The sequence below is a fragment of the Pedosphaera parvula Ellin514 genome (genome assembly GCF_000172555.1).
Taxonomy (GTDB): Bacteria; Verrucomicrobiota; Verrucomicrobiia; order Limisphaerales; family Pedosphaeraceae; genus Pedosphaera.
On sequence record NZ_ABOX02000058.1, the window covers coordinates 1 to 18000 of the forward strand.

Consider the following 18000-nt stretch of genomic DNA (forward strand, 5'->3'; position numbering starts at 1 on the left):
TGGGTTTGGTGGTGTCAGCCCAGGCGCAATTGTTTAATCCTGAGTCAACGGGAGGCGCGTTGATGGGGGCTGGCTTGGGAGCGGCGATCGGCTCGGCGGTGGGGCATGGTCATGCGGGAGAGGGCGCGGCGATTGGAGCTGCGAGTGGATTTTTGGCAGGGAACCTGGCGCATGCGGCGCAGCACGATGGTTATTATAACGGCGGATATTATGGTGTGAGCTATCACGCTGGTTATGGGTATCACGGGCCTTATTACGGCTACCACGGTTACCGACCTTATTGGGGTGGTTATTATGGTGGATGGCGTGGCGGCTGGGGAGTTTCGCTTTATGGCGGTCCTGATTATTACTCCTATTTCCCGGCGCCGACTTATTACAGCGCCCCTTCCTATTACGAGGCAGCTCCTGTAACACACCAACAACCTGTGCCAGTGCAACAGCAGCAGCCCGCATCACCGCCAACAACAATCATCAACAATTATTATTACACCACGACGCCGATGAGCAGCGCGAATGGTTTGTTCGGACGTTGAGCATTAAAACAAGTTGAATTTCAGCAAGCAATCCACCATATAATCACCTTTTATTTATGAACCTAAGTTTTATTAAACAGCATTCTAAATCAGCTTTGGTAATCCTGGCCGCCAGCATGATGGCCGGCTGCGCCTCCTCGGGCGTGCGTAATCCTTCCGGCGTAGCGGTGACGGAGATGCGTCCGGATGAGCGTGGTTTCGTGGCGGGGACGGGCATGGAATCGCAAGACCTGGTGGCGGTAACCGACAAGATGTCGCGGAGTATTTTGGGGATTCCGCAGATTGCGCAGGCGCAAGGAGTGCCGTGCGTGGTGCTGGATCCAGTGAAAAATGAAACGCGGTTCCCGATCAACAAGGACATTTTTCTGACGCGGATTCGGACGCAGCTGAACAGCAAGTCGGCGGGCAAGGTATCATTCCTGGCGCGCGATCGCATGGATGCGTTGCAGAAGGAACGGAACATGAAGCTGGCTGGCCAGGTGACGGCAAACGCTGATCCGCGCGTGGTGGAATTCAAGGGAGCGGACTATTTCCTGACGGGTTCATTGCAGGGCATGACGACGCGAACCAGCGCGGGAACCAGCGATTATATTTTGTATGCGTTCCAGCTCATTGATGCCCGGACGAGCGCGATCGTGTGGGAAGATTCCGCCGAGATCAAGAAGCAGGGGTTGGAAGACGCGGCGTATCGTTAATTAAACGAGCGCGCGATTCGAAAAATTGACTGCATGAAAAAGTGTTGTTGGGCATGCTTTGCCGCGGTGTCGCTTTTGATCAGCGGCTGCGCCACAACGGAGCGGCAGGCACCGCTGGCTCTGACGGGTAACATCGCGGTGGATGGTCCAAATGCCATCGCGAATGGGCCGAAGCGCGACAAAGTCTTGTGGGAATACCGGACGGCGGCGGCGGATTTGCGCAAGGGACAATTCCAGGAGGCCAAGACGATGCTCGACGATGCGTTGCTGACGCGCGGCGGCATTTACGGCAAGGACAGATGCGAAGCAGGCGCGTGGTTACTTCCACGAAGAGGCGAAGAAGACGTTCATCGGCGAACCGTATGAACGGGTGATGGCGTATTATTACCGGGGCATTTTGTATTGGATGGATGGTGAACCGGATAATGCGCGGGCCTGTTTCCGCAGCGCGCAATTGGAGGATTCCGCGGCGGACGATCAGCAGTATTCAAGTGACTACGTGTTGCTGGATTATCTGGACGGATTGGCATCGGTAAAATTGGCCGGAGATGGCAATGATGCGTTCCAACGGGCGGAGAGATTGTGCAAGCGTTTTGCGAAGCCGCCACCGTATAACAAGGATGCGAACGTGTTGTTCTTTCTCGAATTCGGTCCCGGCCCGATTAAATATGCGGGGGGTGAATATGGTGAGGAGTTGCACATTCGCGTGGCCTCTTCACCCGTGCTTGCGGCAGTCATCAAGGTGGATGGCCAGGCGATCCGGGTGGATCCTTACGATGACCTTGATTTTCAGGCGACGACGCGTGGTGGTCGCGTAATGGATCATGTGTTGGCAAACAAGGCTGTTTTTAAGAGCACGACTGATGCCGTGGGTAATGCGGCGATTGTAGGCGGATTGATTGCGGCCAGCGCGGATCGGCGAGATCCGGAAATCGGGTTGGGGATTGCGGCGGCTGGATTGATCGCCAAGATCGTCTCGGCCAACACGACGCCAAAGGCCGACACGCGCACGTGGGATAATTTGCCGCATTACTTGAGCTTTGCGCAGATGCAGTTGCCGCCGGGTCAGCACACCGCGACGGTTGAGTTCCTGGATCGAAGCGGCCAGCCGATGTCGAATTTGACCAAAACCATAAACATCAATGTCCCCGCAGATAAAAGCGATAAAGTTGTTTTTGTCAGTGACACTTCCATAACTCCGCAAAATATATGAAGAGAACTTTTTTGGCTATCGGCATGCTCGCCACCGCGGCGGCACTCCTGACTGGCTGCGAAACCACACCGCGCGATACTGGCGCTTATGTTCCCGTGAACACGACCGTGAATGACCTGGAAAATCACACCACAATTGTGTTGATGGACCCGCGCGTGCAGATATCGGTGACGTGCAGCGGCATTCAGCAACGGACGTTGCCGGATGGACGCCTCGAGGTCACTGCGAATCTGCGCAACCGCGAGAATCGGCGCATTCAAGTGCAAGCCAGTTGCGTGTTTAAGGATGAACAAGGATTTCCCACCGAAGGCGAGAGCGTTTGGCACAATGTCATTCTGACCGAGAACGGACAAGATGCGGTGACGTTCACTGCCATGAATACGAAGGCGAAGAAGTATACCATTCGCATTCGTGAAGCTCATTAATAATAAACCGTAGCCAACCAGGGAGTTGATTATGAAGAAGCAAATTGCAATCAGTTTCGCCGCTGTAACCGCGTTTGCTGTGGCGGTGAGCGCGGAGCAGATCCGTTACGAGAACAAGCCGGTGCCGATTGTGCCGCCGCCGGTTTATCAGGTTGTGCAAACGCCAATCGCAGCGCCGACAGTGCCAGCCGGCGCTCGCGAGGTTTACGTCTATGATCAGAAGCCACTGCCGGACCAACCGGCATTGCTCACGCAGGAGCAAACTCAAGGGATTATTGATTCCTTCCGCACGAATTTCGTGAAGGCAGAAAGCCCGCGTGTATTGATATATGTGAACCGCGAGTTGGTGGAGGAAAGTTCCGGCATGAAGCTTTCGGGCCATTCCGAGACCATCACCACCACCAAAAATAGTGGCGCAACCACAGGCACAAATAACGTTGCTGGAGAAACACAACAGAGCGTTGCGAAAAATAATTATCACCTCAGCACGAAACCGGCGCCGACGTTGGCCGACCGGCAGACAATCCGTGATGTGGAACGTTTATTTGGGCGTCCGTTACGCGCTGCTGGAGTTGGCTTAGTGGATCAACATGTGGCTGCGCAAAGCATCGGTGACAAACCATTGAGCGCCTTCACCACGTCCAGCGGCAGTGAACGTGAAGTCTTGAATCCGATTGCCGATATCGCGGTGGAAGTCCTGATTTCCTCTCGAACCGTCAATGTGCCCGGCATTTCCGGAAATCAAAACCAAAGTGTCCCTGATATTCAGGCCACAGCCATCCGGCTGAAGGATTCAAAAATCATCGGCCAGGCTTCCACGGCAGACTTATACAATCGGGTTGGCCTGGACAATGCCGCGCGGAACTTCGACGTCAATCAAGTCACCGAGGCGACTGCCCTGGCCTTGATGGAAGACATCGCAAATAACGTCAAGTAAACAGGCAATCTTTTTCTCACAAGGGCGGATTTAACGTCCGCCCTTTTTATTTGCACGCGCCTATCCAGCTCCTCTTCCCGATACAGAAACTCCTCTCTACATTCCCTTAACATGAAAGGCAGAGAGGAGTGTTATTGAACCTAAAATTACTTCGCGCCCTGATCAATCCAGGCACGAACCAGCCCGACTTGCTCAGCCGTTAATGGCTTTGGCATGGGGCGATTTCCACCACCGGGGCCGCCTTGAGGAGGTCCGCCTGCAGGTCCGTTCGTTGAGCCGTGCTCAGCACGTTTCTCAGATCCCGGAGGAGGTCCACCGGGACCACGACCACCCGGCTTCCGCATCGGAGGCATCGCTGTATCTGGATCCAGTCGCGCGATGGCAATTACCAAATCGCTTTTTTCGCTCTTGCCCGGCACAACCACCTGACCGTCCTTGCTGCCTTTCAAAACTCCTTCCAGGCTGTCCAAACGCAGATCGGCCTTATGCCGCTCCTCACCATGGCAACCCAGGCAGGAGCCTTTAAAAATTGACTGAATATCTTTGGCATAGGTCACATCCTTTTGACTCGATGCTGGTGGCAACTTGCTCAAATCCGGTTCCGCAGCCAGGGCCGATAGACTGACAATCGCCATACCCGCTGTAAGCACGTGCTTGGTTAGTTTCATAGGTTTTGCAGATCAGTTGTGGTATTAAAAATTACTTCCCGTTTAAGACCCGGATTGCCAGTTGCGGTTACAAGCAATTTTTGACTGCCGGCAGCCGGAATATGGGCGGTTTTCCTCCCCTGTTGCCAACCGATGCCGCCTAGGGCTATTCTGTCATCTATGGGACTATCCAAATCGTTCCATGACTATGCGCTCATTTGAAAGCCTGTCTGAACGAGAAGTGTTGGCACTCGCCATTTCCTTGGAAGAGGAGGATGCCCGCATTTACGCTGACTTCGCCGATGGCTTGAAGGAGAACTATCCGGAACAGGCCCAAAAGTTCGATACCATGCGCCGCGAAGAAGACGGTCATCGTCATCGCCTCCTGGACCTCTATAAGAGCCGATTCGGAGATCACGTCCCACACTTCCGACGCGAGGACGTCAAAGGCTTTGTCAACCGCCGCCCGGTCTGGCTGGTTCGTCCGCTGGGCCTCAAAGCCGTTCAAAAAACTGCCGAATCAATGGAAGTCGAAACCCGCCGCTTTTATGAAGCTGCCTGCCGCCGCACCAATGATGCCGGCATCCGCCAACTCTTGGGCGACCTTGCCGAAGAGGAACGCAACCACGCTCACACGGCTGAGGAAATAGGCGCCACGAAGCTTAGCGAAGATGAGTCCGCCCGCAGCAAACGGCTCTTCATTCTGCAGGTGATTCAACCCGGCCTTGCCGGTTTGATGGATGGCTCCGTCTCCACATTGGCCCCGCTCTTTGCCGCCGCCTTCGCCACGCACAATAGTTGGTCCACTTTTCAGGTCGGTCTTGCGGCAAGCGTCGGAGCGGGTATCAGCATGGGCTTCGCTGAAGCACTTTCCGACGACGGATCATTGACCGGCCGCGGACATCCCTGGGCACGTGGTTTTGTCTGCGGGCTTATGACGACACTGGGTGGCATCGGCCATACTCTACCCTATCTGATTCGAAACGTACACACCGCCACCGGTGTGGCAATCGCTGTAGTGATTGTAGAGCTGAACATCATCGCCTGGATTCGTCATAAGTACATGGACACCTCATGGACCTCTGCCATCATACAGGTAGTTTTGGGAGGTTTGCTTGTCTTTCTGGTTGGAATCCTCATCGGCAGCTCATAATCAATCTTGCTTCGGACACCTCCGCCTGGTGCTACAGGGTCATTTGCCTTCAACCTGCCAACCTACTTGGCGGTACCCCTCCCGAAAAGCCACGGCCCATAACCTTTTTCAACTTTAATGAAAGATTTCACCTCTTTGCCACGTATTATAAGTAGAGATGAATTCATCCAGCTTTATTACTCCGTCGATACACCCTCCCGGTGGAACCGGACAAGCCGGACAATTGAAAATCCTGCTTCAGGACAGGCAATCCCGGCTTTATCTGCAGAAAGCGCACCAATGGACCTCCAGTCGTGACGAAGCCATGGACTTTCAACACAGTGCCAAAGCCAGTGGTTTCGTCCTCCAAAGCAAAATCCCGAACATGGATATCATCCTTAGCTTCCCCGATTCGAAGTACGACCTGCGCATTCCCTGCTCCCTGCCCTCATGGAATGCTGTTCAGTCAGGATAATATTTGGCGAGCGCAAAAACTTATTTTGTTTTTAGGCTTCCGATCAAGGCGCTACAATTCGGGCCTCCCAGCAATCGTGCTGGTCTTTTGCTTCCACCCTGTCATAGTGCGCCATGAATTGGACATCTGTTTACAAACATTCCTGGATCGACGATTGCGAGAAATGGTCAAAAGCCCGTCTGCCATTTGAAGTGCGCGATACCCACACCAAGACACCCGAACTGTTCTTTTCCCGCCTCTGCGAGATTTATAAATTGACCTGGAGAAGGGATGGCAGCACTGCCATCTTCAGCCCTTCTCTTTCGAATTAGCCTTCGTCTCTCTCCATAACTTTTTCAACGCATCGCTGCTCAAAGAACCTTATGTGCTCATGTGGAGTCCATAAAGCAGTCGGATTGTACGGCTGGGCTTACAGCATAACTTCAAAACCAGATCCCGTCAGGTGAGCCACTCGGGATGGTGAGCCGTGCCATCGAAAGTTGTGGAGGTTTTGAATAATTCGTATTTGCCCTCCCTGGCCGCCTCGGCAGTTTTGCTAAACAACGTTGCAACCTGCTCCTCAGTGAGTGGTTTAAAAGTCCTTACCGCCTCCAGTGCCTGATTCAAAATCTCCATCTTATCCATCCCCGTAATCACCACGGAAGTGGGTCGGCTGAGAGCAAAGTGCAGGCATTCGATCGGTGTCGCCGTGTGGCTCTTCAGGATCACTCCCCCACCCATCGATTTCATTCCAAGCACTCCAATTTGCTCTTTCACGAGCACTGGCAAAACCTGGTTTTCAAAACTGTGAGCGTTCTGGGCATCCATCACATTGATTGGCATCTGCACCGCATCAAAGTGAAAATCGTGTTTCTTCGCGGTCTCGAGCATATGCAAATGGATCAGCGGATCCTTGTGACCAGTGAATCCAATGTAGCGCAGCTTGCCGGCCTTTTTCGCGTCCTGCACGGCTTCCATGGCGCCGCCCTCCTGGAAGACTTTCTCCGGGTCTTCCATGCGGATGATTTCATGAAATTGCAATAGATCCAGATGATCCGTCTGCAAGCGCTTTAGGCTTTCGTCAATTTGCCTTGCTGCCCCTGCCTTGCTCCGCCCGTCAATCTTCGTCATCAGGAAAACCTTCTGCCGATAACCATCCCTCAATCCCATCCCCATCCACTCTTCGCTCTTCCCGTCGTGATAATCCCAACAGTTATCCATGAAAGTAATTCCATGGTCGACGGCACTGCGCAGGATGCGCACCGATTCCTTTTCATCCTTCGCGCTGCCCAGATGATATCCTCCGAGACCAATGGCGGAAACTCTCTCGCCGGTTTTTCCCAATGTGCGATAAATCATATCGCCCTTTCGTTCGCCGGGATCAATGGCCCACACGCGCGACCCAAGGGCGCCAACCGCAATACTGGTTACGACGGCCACTTTGAGAAATTCCCGACGGGTCACCCCTTCATGAATTTCGAATTTCGCCCGCAAGTCCAGGTCAGCAACTTTTTTGTGATCAAATTCCTTCATAAGTTTTCTAGTTGTTTGCGTGAATTAATCCAGCCTCCTCGGCGGCTCCGCGGCCGATGACGGAAAAATCGCAATCGCCCCTGCCCGTGGCGATGAGGCTAAGCATTCGATTGTGCAGGGATTCAGCAAGGCGCATGGGGGCATCCGCCGATTCACTGCACTGGATCGCAAGCTTCAGGTCTTTGAATGCCAGCTTCAGTTTGAATTGCGGATCATCGTAATGTTGCTCCGCGAGCAACTTGCCATAATTTCTATAGACAACATCGTCGAACAGATTGTCGCAAAGGGCCTTCATGACTGCATTGCGATCAAGATTTTGCTTTTCAGCAAACGTGAGCGCTTCAGCAAACGCCTCGACCGCGCTGAATAGCATAAAATTAGCAGCAAGTTTAACCACGTTCGCAGCACCCGGATCTTCACCACAATCTGCGACATTCCTGCCGAGCGTGCGGAGAATGTCAGCCACCCGCTTTTTAGCCTCACTGGCACCGGAGACATAAATACCAAGTTTTCCGGTTGCCGCAGCATCTGGCCGGCCACTGACCGTCGCCGCAATATAATCACCGCCTGCCTGCCGATGTCGCTGAGCCAGATCGCGGGAGGTGTCCGGGGAAATTGTGCTCATGGAAAGATGGAGGCTACCGCTCCCGAAGGAATCACAGAGTCCATGTGATCCCAAAGTCACGTCGCGCAAAGCGGCATCATCAGATAGCATGGTGATTACCATGCTGCCAGGCTCGGCGGTTTCGGCTGGAAAATTAACCGCCTGGGCACCCAGTTTAAGCAATGGCTCAAGCTTCTCGCGCGTACGGTTATAAACCTTCAGTTTAAAACCAGCCATCAACATCCTGGTGGCCATCGGTGCGCCCATATTCCCTGTTCCAATAAATCCAATTATTTGGTCCATATAACCCCCGCTTCAAAACTATCCGATGGGACTGGCAGCTTCGCAAGTGGGAGCGAGGGCGGGGGTCCGGGTGACTGCGCCTATCCCCGGGATTAATTGAACCAAACCCTTTGAATGAGCCAGTAAGCGCCTGCCAGGGAAACAATGGCTGAACAGGCTGGAGCGAAGCGGATGGAGAAAGCAGGCTGGCTTTTCAATTTCCAAATAATGGGCAACACAATGGCGGCAATGGCCAGTTGGCCCATCTCAACCCCGAGATTGAATGAAAACAGAGGAAGAGCGTAACCGCCGCCATTAGCACCGATGTTCAATTCACGCAAGGCAGCGGCAAAACCGCATCCATGAATCAAACCAAAGCCAAAGCTCAGCAACCAACGGCGGCGGAGATTATTTCGGCGCAGGATGTTCTCCACACCCACATAGACGATGGAAACCGCTATGAGCGGTTCCACGATGCGCGGGGAAATTTGCAGAATATTCAACACGGTGAGCGCCAGGGTAATTGAATGAGCCAGGGTAAAAGCGGTGATGATTTTTAAGGTCGCCCTTAAATTACCACCCACGATCAGCAAGCCGAGCAGGAAGCAAATGTGATCATACCCGGTCAGGATGTGTTCGACACCGAGGAAAAGAAAACTGCGAAAGGTTTGGGGATTGGAAACCGGAACCTTTGGAACCGTTGAAGCGACAAGTGTTGGCACTGCGCTTTCCAAAGTGCAGTTGCTCGCGTCGAGCATGCGTTCAGCAAGAAGTTCCCCATGTTCGCCGCGCAATGCCGCGTATTGACGATGCCCACGGGATAGCCTCGATATTAGAGCGGAGCGCACGCTCAGGTGTGAGGACCTCTCCCGTGGGAAATTGATAAGGAAATGAATGGCCTGGCTGTTATCTGCCTGTATTTGAATCCCTTCAGGCCGCATCTGTCCCCCTCCCCAGGTCACCTCGAGGGATTGTTCCGCCAGCTTCCGGAGTTGCGGCTGGGCAGTCTCAAACGTCTGCCGGATTACGTGACCATCCCCGGAGGCCTCCAACGAAGGCACCAGCAGGCGGACGTCACCCAATGCCATCGAGAGATCGGCATGAAGTGAATCCTCCCGCAACTGCAATGCGACCGCGCTTAATCCCGGATCGTGGGCTTGGACTGTTAATCTGCAGAGCTGCCAGAGAACAGCCAGACCTGCCAGCCGGAACACTTTGAAAAATGTAAGCGCGTTGATCATGGGTTTGAAATCAACAGTGGGCAAAGGAGATGGCTTTGCCCACTGCAAGTCCACAGCGGCTCAACTGTTAAGGAGCTACGCCATGGTGTCCGTGTATGCGCCCGTTGTTGGGGGTTGGCGCATAAGGGAAGACCTTGTTGAAAGGCACATCGTTATGATCGACGTTGTCCCCAATGACGCTGATTTGACCCGTGCCGTTTGTCCGGAGATCGCTGACAAGGGAGGTGAGGGCGATGTCAACCACGTCGTCACCGAAGCGGCGGCCATTGGGCCAGCCACCCGCTACGATGCCACCATTAACATTTGTTTGCAGGGTGCTGAACAGGATGTCATTGCCAAAGATGCTGAGGCGGCTGAAACCGGTATCATCGGCATCGTTATCCCCACCACCGGCGAGGCGGGCGGGTGGCGTGGAAAGATCCACCTTGATAATATCAGGGATAAAGATGGTGGCAAGATCTGTGCGGTCGTGGAGCAGATTGTCAGGCAGGGTGCTGACAATTGAACTGAACAATGCTGCCGGCTCGGGATTTAAAGCATATTTGGCAAACGTGCTTTTGTCCACAGTCGGTGCAGTGCGGTTATATCTATCTTTATCCGCCACCGCTACAAAAAGTTCATTGAAGAGCGGATTACCCTGACGGGCAACCTGAACGTAACCTCCACTGGCCGTGCTATTCCCATTCACCCCATCTCGCAGCACGGTCAGTTGACGCCGAAAGTTACTGGCATAAACTCCGACCACCTGTCGATCGCCACCAATATCGTCAACGGGAATATTCAATACAATAGTATGGATATTAAAGCCGCCCTGGGAATCAATACCCGGAGTGTGGAACTGCAGGAGATCGAAGATGGCCTGGATATCGCCATAAAAGCCGTCATCTCGCTGTCCCGCAAAGGCGAGGTAACCGCCACCCAACTGAGCAATGCTTTCGAGGGTATAACGATCCAGTTCATTGGTAGTGGTTACGCCCGGTCTTGCGGGATTGTTCCCGTTGTCACCCTGATTGTAGAATGGCGTGGCAATACCTTGATTATTGGGCGGAACTATGCCCGAACCCAAAAGGGTGCTGGAGTTGCCATTCTTATTGTCCACTTTGAAAACCTGATAGGTTTGAATCATGTTCTGATTCGTGTCACCCACATCGTTCACCACACCGAGGAAGGAGTTTAGAATCGTTCCTCTATTTTGATATTGGGTGTTGAACTTGAACTGATAGGTAATGGTTTTGGTGCCGGTGGCCAGGTCGTTATTCTTGTTGCGAAAGTTGTTGGCGTTCGTTTTGCAGATATGAATGGTATACAACACATTATCATCAAAACGAAAGTTGTTTGGCCCTTCGCCAGGTTCCTCGAATGGATACACTGTCAGTGCAACCGTCAGGTATTTGGTGAAGGTCGGTGCCCCGGTGTCTGTGTTCGTACCTGTTTGAAGCTGGCTGACGAAAGCATAAACGTCCGCCGTATTTGCAGCGGGATCGAGTGTAATCAAGGGCGCGTCCATATGGCTGCTGGCAAAAGCTGCAGCAGGAATAAAGCTCAACACAGCCAGCGCCATGGCCCGTGCGAACGGTAGTTTAAGGTTGGGGATTCTCATGTGAACGGTTCCTTTCTTACTTCTGACTTGGTTTTGTTCGGTTATAATATTGCTACAGAGGATTATTTTCCTGTGGCAACAAGCTTACGGTCTGAATCGATGATCTGTGGTTCCAAACCCGCCAGATTCAATCCCAGGGCCGTTAGATGGTCGGTTAAATTATCTCTTTCGGAAGGTAGCAGCATTTGTTGATAGCCATGAGCTTCAATCAGTAACTGCATGGCTTTTTCGGAGTTGCCCCGATTTTCTTCAATAATTCCCGCATGGTAAAACATCCTGGCATCCTGCGTGCCTTCAGCCAGCGCTGCGTCACTATGAACCGCAGCCTCTTCATATTGGCCGGCGGAAGCCAGCGCCCAGGCGAGTGCATCATGAGATTGCACGTCTCCACGGTTATTAAGTTCCTCCTGGGCCAGCCGAACGGCTGTGGCAGGATCCTGCTTGGTGGAGGCCAGATAGAGGGAGGCAGTGCGCGGATCAGACGCCGGCCCCATCTGCTTGATCTGATTTTCCAAAGCCGCATCAGGTTTACCGGTGGCGCGCAGAGCCTCTGCCAATGTCCATTGGTAATCCGGCAATGGATTCAGCGCGACCGCGCGTCTGAGCGGTTCGATGGCTTCTTCTTCGCGATGATCCGCAAGCAAAAGCCGTCCCTTGGCCAGCAGTGCGGGGGCGTAATCCTTTTGAAATTCGAGTGCCGCTTCAGAATGTTTTAAGGCATTGTCAATGTTCCCGGCCTGTAGCTGGTAATTGGCCATCCGCGAGTAAACCCACGCTGCCGTTTCAGCATCCTTGGGACTGGTCGCCTGCACCGCCATTTGCATCACCTCCGTGGCCCCCTGCAAATCACCTTTCAACCAGCGGACATGCGCCACCCGGGCGTACGAATGCAGATCAGGCCGCAGGTCGATCATTTTTTGGTAAACCTCAATCGCTTCATCCAGTCTGCCCATTTCCATCAATACGTCCCCCAACAATCCGTAATCAAATGAAAGCCCACGCTTGGCCACCAATTCCCGCGCGATCGGCTCAGCTTCCTTGAAGCGATGCATGCTATCCAGCACGTGACCGCGCAAAAGCAGGGCCGCCAGATTTGTCGGTTCTTTGTCCGCCATGCATAAGGCACATTGCTCCGCCAGCTTGTAATAGCCCGGATCAAAGGTGCTGCGGGCTTTGGAAACGTAAAGCCAGCCAAGTTTTTCAATCGAGACAAAGGCATTGAATCCTCCGGCCTTGATAACTTGCTGGGCTTTGGAAATATCCTGATCCACGCTTGTCGCCCCTTGCGTCGGCAGCAGGATGATGCTGCAGGGATCAGGCGTCGCGGCCAACTCGGTGCCATTAACCTGTGCTTGTGGTTTGTTGGTGTTTGCAGGCTGGTCCTTCTCAACTTTGGGCACCTTCGGCTCACAACCAGTTAAACAAAGGATCGCCGCAACCAGCCCGGAGAAACAACCCACAAACCAGCCAAGCTTCAAAATGCTCTTCTTCTGGTTCATCAAGGGGTCCTATTTCATTTGAACACACACTTTTTCGCAATCAGGTGAGGACCTACTCCTTGATGGGCAAAACACCCCACTCGCAATTATTTGCGCTTTGCAAAGGAACGCAATGAACCAGGTTTGATGAGTTTCCGGTCACTCTTTTTCGAAAAGAAATTACTCGCCACCCGGCCTTGCTTTTACCAACATCTCGGCGAACTATTCGCAGGGCATTTGCATCGACATGAAAGCTAAGATTATCATCACGCCAAAAAAGGCCGTTCTTGACCCTCAAGGTAAAACCGTACAAAACGCGCTCGAACACATGGGCTATCAAGGAATTAGCGCGGTTCATGTGGGAAAATATCTGGAAATTGAGGTCGCCGGCGATAAGGAGACCATTCGCAAACAGATCGATGAGGCATGTCACAAAATTTTGAGTAATCCGGTGATCGAGGACTATCGCTTTGAGCTGGAATGAGTCATGTTAAGAGCTTCGGGAAATGCGGTTTTTCCCACATTTATGATTAGAATATGAATTTTGCTGTTCTTCAATTCCCCGCATCGAACTGCGACCAGGACGCCGTGCACGCCCTGCGCAATGTCTTTGGCCATTCTGCCCGCCTGCTTTGGCACAAGGAAACCTCACTGGGCGATGTCGATGCCGTGCTGATTCCGGGCGGCTTCAGCTATGGCGATTATCTGCGCACCGGTGCCATTGCCCGTTTCAGCCCGGTGATGCAAGCAGTGCAGACCTTCGCTGCCAATGGCGGCCTGGTGCTTGGCATCTGCAATGGATTCCAAATCCTTTGCGAAGCCGGCCTGCTTCCCGGCGCACTGATTCGCAATCGTTCGCTCCAGTTTCGCTGTGAGCATGTGTTCGTGAAGACGGTCACGAAGGATTCTCCATTTACGGGCCAGGTTCCCGACGGCAAGCTGATGCGCATACCGATTGCCCATGGCGAGGGCTGCTATTTTGCGGACGAAGAAACGATTTCCAGGCTTAAGTCAAACAATCAAATTCTTTGGCAATACGTCAACGACAAGGGCGAGGCGACTGAAGTAGCTAATCCCAACGGCTCCGTCCAGAACATTGCGGGAATTTGCAATGAACGCCGAAACGTGGCTGGTCTCATGCCTCATCCTGAGCGCGCCTGTGAACCCCTCCTCGGCAGTGCCGATGGACGGCTGATCTTCGAAAGCTTCCTTAATTACCTTCAGAACAAAAACGTGGCCAAAGCGGCTTGAGCTTCCATGAAAGTAGCAGCCCTTGAGACCTGGTTGCAGGCATATAATTTGTCGAAACCGATTCGCTTTGACGAATCGCCAAGTTACGATTGAATACATTTAAAGTGAATGAGCGATCCAGCCATAACACCTGAACTGATCAAACAACACGGCCTCACACCTGATGAATTCGAACGCATCAAGGGCATCCTTGGTCGCGAGCCGAATTACACTGAGCTCGGCATCTTCTCCGTGATGTGGAGTGAGCACTGCTCCTACAAAAACAGCCGTCCGTTGCTGAAAACTTTTCCGACCAAGTCGCCCAAAATTCTCGTAGGTGCAGGCGAAGAGAATGCCGGGATCATCGATATTGGTGACGGCCTGGCGATTGCTTTTAAAATCGAATCCCACAACCATCCAAGCGCCGTGGAACCTTTCCAAGGCGCAGCCACCGGCGTGGGCGGCATCATCCGCGATATCTTCACCATGGGCGCACGCCCGGTCTGTGCGGTGGATTCTCTCCGTTTCGGTGAACTCACTTCACCCGAAGTGCGACGTCTATTCAGCGGGGTTGTTTCCGGAATTGCGCACTACGGCAACTGCTTCGGCATTCCGACCATTGCCGGTGAAGTTTATTTCGATAAGGTTTACGAGGGAAATCCGCTCGTAAACGCTTTCTGCCTGGGCGTGCTGCGCCACGATCAGATTGCCCGCGGCGCCGCAAAAGGAATTGGCAACCCGGTATTTTATGTCGGACCCGCGACCGGTCGCGATGGCCTGGCCGGTGCGGCATTTGCATCCCAGGATTTGACCGAGGAATCAGCGGAGCAACAGCGTGGTGCCGTGCAGGTCGGCGATCCTTTCATGGAAAAGTTGGTGATGGAAGCCTGTCTGGAATTGCTCGCCACCGATGCCGTCGCTGGCATTCAGGACATGGGCGCCGCCGGCCTTACCTGTTCCACCTGCGAAACCGCCGCGCGCGCTGGCACGGGCATCGAAATCGACCTCAGCAAGGTGCCGCAACGCGCCCCCAACATGACGCCTTACGAGATCATGCTCAGCGAATCGCAGGAACGCATGTTGATCATCGTCAAGAAAGGGCGCGAAGCCGAAGTGCAGCGCATTTTTGATAAGTGGGATTTGCCCTGGGCCGAAATTGGTTTTGTGACCGACAGCAGCCGCATGGTGGTGAAGAACCACGGTCAACCGGTTGCGGATATTCCGGCCAGTAAGTTGGCCGATGAAGCACCCATTTATCAGCGCGAATTCAAGGAGCCAGAATATTTGAAGCCCGTGCGCGCCTTTACGCTGAACGAGGTGCCCGACACGCAGGATGCCGCAGGCAACCTCAAGACTTGCTCGCCTGGCCAACCATTGCCTCGAAGAACTGGGTTTATCGCCAATACGATCATATGGTGCGCGATGGCACGGCGGTCCTCCCAGGCTCTGATGCTGCGGTGATTCGTATCAAGACTGATTCCTTGCCGCCGCTAAAACCCGGCCTCCAGGAAACTGCGTCCAATGTGGAGAAGTTCATTGCCTTGAAAGTCGATTGCAATGCCGCTTACGTTTATCTCGACCCTTACGAAGGTGCAAAGACCGTCGTGGCGGAAGTCGCGCGCAATCTGGCCTGCTCGGGTGCGGTGCCGCTCGGTTCAACGGACAATCTGAACTATGGCAATCCGCACAATCAGGAAATTTTCTGGCAATTGAAAGAATCGGTTCGTGGTCTTGCAGAAGCCTGCCGTGCCTTCAACGCCCCCGTGACGGGTGGCAACGTCAGTCTTTATAATCAAAATCCGAATGGTCCCATCGATCCCACACCCACGGTGGCAATGGTTGGTCTGGTTGAAAAGCCGGAGCATATCACCACGCAATGGTTCAAGGACGAAGGAAACGCCATTATTTTGTTGGGGGATATTGTCGATACCAGCGATCCCCTGCTCGGCCTGGGCGGGTCGGCATATCTGCAACGGATCCACGGCAAAAAGACCGGCACCCCTCCGCGTTGTAATCTCGACAAGGAAAAGGAACTTCACCTGGGATTGCGATCATTGATTTATTCCGGGGTGGTCAAGAGCGCTCACGATTGTAGCGATGGCGGTTTGGCCGTGGCTTTGGCGGAATCTTGTATCTCCCAGCAGGTCGCACGCGAAACCCCACGTTTGATCGGTGCGGATATCGATCTTTCAAGCATCACTGGGACGCGGTTGGATGCTCTTCTTTTCGGTGAAACCCAGAGCCGGGTGATCATATCAGTGGATAAACACCAAGCGGGCAAGGTCTTGGGACAAGCCAAAATTCTGGGCATTCCGGCAATAAAAATCGGCTCGGTAGGCGGAACGGCATTGCAAATCAAGACGAGTGGGTACAGCTTGAGCGGTGACTTACGCGAATTACATGATCTGTGGTGGAATTCCATTGCCCGTGCAATGGCTTAATACCAGAAGTTGAAGCACTTAGAAAACCTGATTCGACCATTATTCATGCAGCACTATCCCAAACATTATTGCGGTGTTTTCGGCATTTTTGGCCATCCAAATGCGGCTCAACTTACCTATTATGGGTTGTACGCCTTGCAGCATCGGGGCCAGGAAAGCGCCGGCATTGTAACGTCCGATAACGGACACTTTAACGAATACAAAGGGATGGGGCTGGTATCGCAAATCTTCAAGGGCGAAGCCCTGAGCGAATTGACCGGTAACATGGCGATCGGCCATACGCGTTATTCCACGACCGGTTCTTCGCATATCCGCAATGCGCAACCGCTCACGGGTAATTGCCGATTAGGGCGCATCGCCATTGCGCATAACGGCAACCTGACCAATGCAGCCCAGGTGCGCGATGAACTGGAAGCGCAAGGTTTGATGTTTCAAACCACTGTTGACAGCGAAATCGTGCTGAACTTGCTGGCCCAACCAACACTCGGCGGTCACGATAACAATTTGATTGAAACTGTCCGCCGCATTGAAGGTGCTTACTCCCTTTGCATTCTAACCGAACGCGAACTCATCGGTGTGCGCGACCCACATGGGTTTCGTCCTCTTTCCATTGGCAAGGTGGATGGCGCTTACGTTTTAGCCAGTGAAACCTGCGCTTTTGATTTGATTCATGCGGAGTTCATCCGCGACGTGGAACCCGGTGAAATCGTGGTAATCGATAAAAACGGCTTGCGTAGCATTAAAGCTTTTCCCGAGCATCAGCGCCGAGCTTTTTGCATTTTTGAATACGTTTATTTCGCCCGTCCGGACAGCACCATCGCGGACCGCAATGTGTATAAGGTCCGCGTCGAAATGGGCCGTGAACTCGCCAGGGAACATCCGGTCAAGGCTGACCTTGTGATTCCGGTGCCAGACAGCGGCAACTGCGCCGCCTTGGGATATTCCCTTGAATCCGGCATTCCGTTTGAGATGGCATTTGTGCGCAACCATTACGTCGGCCGCAGCTTCCTGCAACCATCGCAATTGATTCGCGACTTCGACGTTCGGGTGAAGTTGAACTTGATTGGCAACCTGGTTAAAGGCAAGCGAGTCATTGTGGTGGATGATTCCATTGTGCGCGGTACAACCAGTAAATCCCGGGTGAATAACCTTAAAGAAGCAGGTGCCAAGGAAGTGCATGTGATGGTGAGTTGCCCTCCGCATATGAATCCGTGCGTTTACGGCATTGATTTCCCCGATCGCAGCAAACTGATGGCGGCGAATCATTCATTGGAAGAAATCCGCCAGTATCTTAACGCCGACTCCCTCCACTATCTTTCCCAGGACGGCATGGTAAAGGCCACCGGCCTGCCCAAAAGCAACTTTTGTATGGCCTGTTACGATGGCAACTATCCCGTGAAATATGATTCCATGGTGGACAAACACATCATGGAACGTCGTGTTGGAAAACCGCATGGCTTAGGCGAAGAATTGAAGAAGGAAGAGCTGCAAAAGCAGTTGCTTTAAACCGATAGGCCCCGACCCTACTTGCACTTTCCTTAGCTTAATTGTACAT

The 18000-nt window shown here is 53.2% G+C and carries 17 protein-coding genes and 2 pseudogenes; 13 read left to right on the forward strand and 6 right to left on the reverse strand.

Going from position 1 to position 18000, the window contains the following annotated elements:
* The 6 genes and pseudogenes from CFLAV_RS36235 to CFLAV_RS27580 all read left to right on the forward strand — a co-directional run.
* A pseudogene (locus CFLAV_RS36235) lies at positions 1-533 on the forward strand (YMGG-like glycine zipper-containing protein); the annotation flags it as partial.
* A gap of 56 nt (positions 534-589) precedes the next feature.
* Positions 590-1228 (forward strand): penicillin-binding protein activator LpoB, encoded by a 639-nt coding sequence (locus CFLAV_RS27560; RefSeq protein WP_007418194.1) that lies wholly within the window; start codon positions 590-592, stop codon positions 1226-1228.
* 33 nt (positions 1229-1261) lie between these two features.
* Complete coding sequence (locus tag CFLAV_RS27565) at positions 1262-1594, forward strand: hypothetical protein (RefSeq protein WP_007418195.1); 333 nt, start codon at positions 1262-1264, stop codon at positions 1592-1594.
* A gap of 7 nt (positions 1595-1601) precedes the next feature.
* Entirely contained in the window at positions 1602-2441 is an 840-nt protein-coding gene (locus CFLAV_RS27570; RefSeq protein ID WP_007418196.1) for a COG3014 family protein, read from the forward strand.
* The gene (locus tag CFLAV_RS27575) at positions 2438-2866 is read left to right on the forward strand and encodes a DUF1425 domain-containing protein (protein WP_007418197.1); all 429 of its coding nucleotides are present in this window, start codon (positions 2438-2440) and stop codon (positions 2864-2866) included. The genes CFLAV_RS27570 and CFLAV_RS27575 overlap by 4 nt, the downstream gene beginning before the upstream one ends.
* 31 nt (positions 2867-2897) lie before the next feature.
* Positions 2898-3803 carry a hypothetical protein gene (locus tag CFLAV_RS27580; RefSeq protein ID WP_007418198.1) on the forward strand — a complete coding sequence of 302 codons (906 nt, stop codon included), beginning with the start codon at positions 2898-2900 and terminating at the stop codon, positions 3801-3803.
* A 146-nt stretch (positions 3804-3949) separates the two neighbouring features.
* Here the strand turns inward: CFLAV_RS27580 and CFLAV_RS27585 are convergent, their stop codons facing one another.
* The gene (locus CFLAV_RS27585) at positions 3950-4471 is read right to left on the reverse strand and encodes a c-type cytochrome domain-containing protein (protein WP_007418200.1); all 522 of its coding nucleotides are present in this window, start codon (positions 4469-4471) and stop codon (positions 3950-3952) included.
* 187 nt (positions 4472-4658) lie between these two features.
* Between CFLAV_RS27585 and mbfA the strand changes: the two genes are divergently transcribed.
* The 3 genes from mbfA to CFLAV_RS27600 all read left to right on the forward strand — a co-directional run bounded on the left by mbfA (position 4659) and on the right by CFLAV_RS27600 (position 6368).
* Positions 4659-5603 (forward strand): iron exporter MbfA, encoded by a 945-nt coding sequence (mbfA, locus tag CFLAV_RS27590; RefSeq protein WP_040550480.1) that lies wholly within the window; start codon positions 4659-4661, stop codon positions 5601-5603.
* Positions 5604-5760: 157 nt separating this feature from the next.
* Positions 5761-6057 (forward strand): hypothetical protein, encoded by a 297-nt coding sequence (locus tag CFLAV_RS27595; protein ID WP_007418202.1) that lies wholly within the window; start codon positions 5761-5763, stop codon positions 6055-6057.
* Positions 6058-6170: 113 nt separating this feature from the next.
* The gene (locus CFLAV_RS27600) at positions 6171-6368 is read left to right on the forward strand and encodes a hypothetical protein (protein WP_007418203.1); all 198 of its coding nucleotides are present in this window, start codon (positions 6171-6173) and stop codon (positions 6366-6368) included.
* Between the two features lie 127 nt (positions 6369-6495).
* On the opposite strand, the gene CFLAV_RS27605 is transcribed toward CFLAV_RS27600, so the two are convergent.
* The 5 genes from CFLAV_RS27605 to CFLAV_RS27625 all read right to left on the reverse strand — a co-directional run bounded on the left by CFLAV_RS27605 (position 6496) and on the right by CFLAV_RS27625 (position 12795).
* Positions 6496-7569, reverse strand: a complete 1074-nt coding sequence (locus tag CFLAV_RS27605; RefSeq protein WP_007418204.1) for an aldo/keto reductase — start codon at positions 7567-7569, stop codon at positions 6496-6498.
* A 7-nt stretch (positions 7570-7576) separates the two neighbouring features.
* Entirely contained in the window at positions 7577-8476 is a 900-nt protein-coding gene (locus CFLAV_RS27610; RefSeq protein WP_040550482.1) for an NAD(P)-dependent oxidoreductase, read from the reverse strand.
* Positions 8477-8568: 92 nt separating this feature from the next.
* Complete coding sequence (locus CFLAV_RS33315; protein WP_007418206.1) at positions 8569-9696, reverse strand: HupE/UreJ family protein; 1128 nt, start codon at positions 9694-9696, stop codon at positions 8569-8571.
* Positions 9697-9763: 67 nt separating this feature from the next.
* The gene (locus CFLAV_RS27620; RefSeq protein WP_007418207.1) at positions 9764-11296 is read right to left on the reverse strand and encodes a DUF4331 domain-containing protein; all 1533 of its coding nucleotides are present in this window, start codon (positions 11294-11296) and stop codon (positions 9764-9766) included.
* Positions 11297-11358: 62 nt separating this feature from the next.
* On the reverse strand, positions 11359-12795 hold the full coding sequence (locus tag CFLAV_RS27625) for a tetratricopeptide repeat protein (RefSeq protein WP_007418208.1): 1437 nt from the start codon (positions 12793-12795) through the stop codon (positions 11359-11361).
* A gap of 226 nt (positions 12796-13021) precedes the next feature.
* Between CFLAV_RS27625 and purS the strand changes: the two genes are divergently transcribed.
* The 4 genes and pseudogenes from purS to purF all read left to right on the forward strand — a co-directional run bounded on the left by purS (position 13022) and on the right by purF (position 17951).
* Entirely contained in the window at positions 13022-13258 is a 237-nt protein-coding gene (purS, locus tag CFLAV_RS27630) for a phosphoribosylformylglycinamidine synthase subunit PurS (RefSeq protein WP_007418209.1), read from the forward strand.
* A gap of 53 nt (positions 13259-13311) precedes the next feature.
* Positions 13312-14025: a phosphoribosylformylglycinamidine synthase subunit PurQ gene (gene purQ, locus CFLAV_RS27635; RefSeq protein WP_007418210.1), complete on the forward strand. Its 714-nt coding sequence runs from the start codon at positions 13312-13314 to the stop codon at positions 14023-14025.
* A 108-nt stretch (positions 14026-14133) separates the two neighbouring features.
* Positions 14134-16445, forward strand: a pseudogene (purL, locus tag CFLAV_RS37940) (phosphoribosylformylglycinamidine synthase subunit PurL).
* A gap of 45 nt (positions 16446-16490) precedes the next feature.
* A complete protein-coding gene (gene purF / locus CFLAV_RS27645) occupies positions 16491-17951 on the forward strand; it encodes an amidophosphoribosyltransferase (protein ID WP_007418213.1) in 1461 nt (486 codons plus the stop codon).
* The last annotated feature ends 49 nt before the right edge of the window (positions 17952-18000 follow it).

Excerpts from the sequence above, each read along its gene's own strand:
- CFLAV_RS27620 (WP_007418207.1), bottom strand. The coding sequence starts at position 11,296 with ATGAGAATCCCCAACCTTAAACTACCGTTCGCACGGGCCATGGCGCTG.
- CFLAV_RS27600 (WP_007418203.1), top strand. The coding sequence starts at position 6,171 with ATGAATTGGACATCTGTTTACAAACATTCCTGGATCGACGATTGCGAG.
- CFLAV_RS27560 (WP_007418194.1), top strand. The coding sequence starts at position 590 with ATGAACCTAAGTTTTATTAAACAGCATTCTAAATCAGCTTTGGTAATC.
- CFLAV_RS27625 (WP_007418208.1), bottom strand. The coding sequence starts at position 12,795 with ATGAACCAGAAGAAGAGCATTTTGAAGCTTGGCTGGTTTGTGGGTTGT.
- CFLAV_RS27575 (WP_007418197.1), top strand. The coding sequence starts at position 2,438 with ATGAAGAGAACTTTTTTGGCTATCGGCATGCTCGCCACCGCGGCGGCA.
- CFLAV_RS33315 (WP_007418206.1), bottom strand. The coding sequence starts at position 9,696 with ATGATCAACGCGCTTACATTTTTCAAAGTGTTCCGGCTGGCAGGTCTG.
- CFLAV_RS27610 (WP_040550482.1), bottom strand. The coding sequence starts at position 8,476 with ATGGACCAAATAATTGGATTTATTGGAACAGGGAATATGGGCGCACCG.
- mbfA (WP_040550480.1), top strand. The coding sequence starts at position 4,659 with ATGCGCTCATTTGAAAGCCTGTCTGAACGAGAAGTGTTGGCACTCGCC.
- CFLAV_RS27585 (WP_007418200.1), bottom strand. The coding sequence starts at position 4,471 with ATGAAACTAACCAAGCACGTGCTTACAGCGGGTATGGCGATTGTCAGT.
- purF (WP_007418213.1), top strand. The coding sequence starts at position 16,491 with ATGCAGCACTATCCCAAACATTATTGCGGTGTTTTCGGCATTTTTGGC.
- CFLAV_RS27605 (WP_007418204.1), bottom strand. The coding sequence starts at position 7,569 with ATGAAGGAATTTGATCACAAAAAAGTTGCTGACCTGGACTTGCGGGCG.
- CFLAV_RS27580 (WP_007418198.1), top strand. The coding sequence starts at position 2,898 with ATGAAGAAGCAAATTGCAATCAGTTTCGCCGCTGTAACCGCGTTTGCT.
- CFLAV_RS27570 (WP_007418196.1), top strand. The coding sequence starts at position 1,602 with ATGGCGTATTATTACCGGGGCATTTTGTATTGGATGGATGGTGAACCG.
- purS (WP_007418209.1), top strand. The coding sequence starts at position 13,022 with ATGAAAGCTAAGATTATCATCACGCCAAAAAAGGCCGTTCTTGACCCT.
- CFLAV_RS27565 (WP_007418195.1), top strand. The coding sequence starts at position 1,262 with ATGAAAAAGTGTTGTTGGGCATGCTTTGCCGCGGTGTCGCTTTTGATC.
- CFLAV_RS27595 (WP_007418202.1), top strand. The coding sequence starts at position 5,761 with ATGAATTCATCCAGCTTTATTACTCCGTCGATACACCCTCCCGGTGGA.
- purQ (WP_007418210.1), top strand. The coding sequence starts at position 13,312 with ATGAATTTTGCTGTTCTTCAATTCCCCGCATCGAACTGCGACCAGGAC.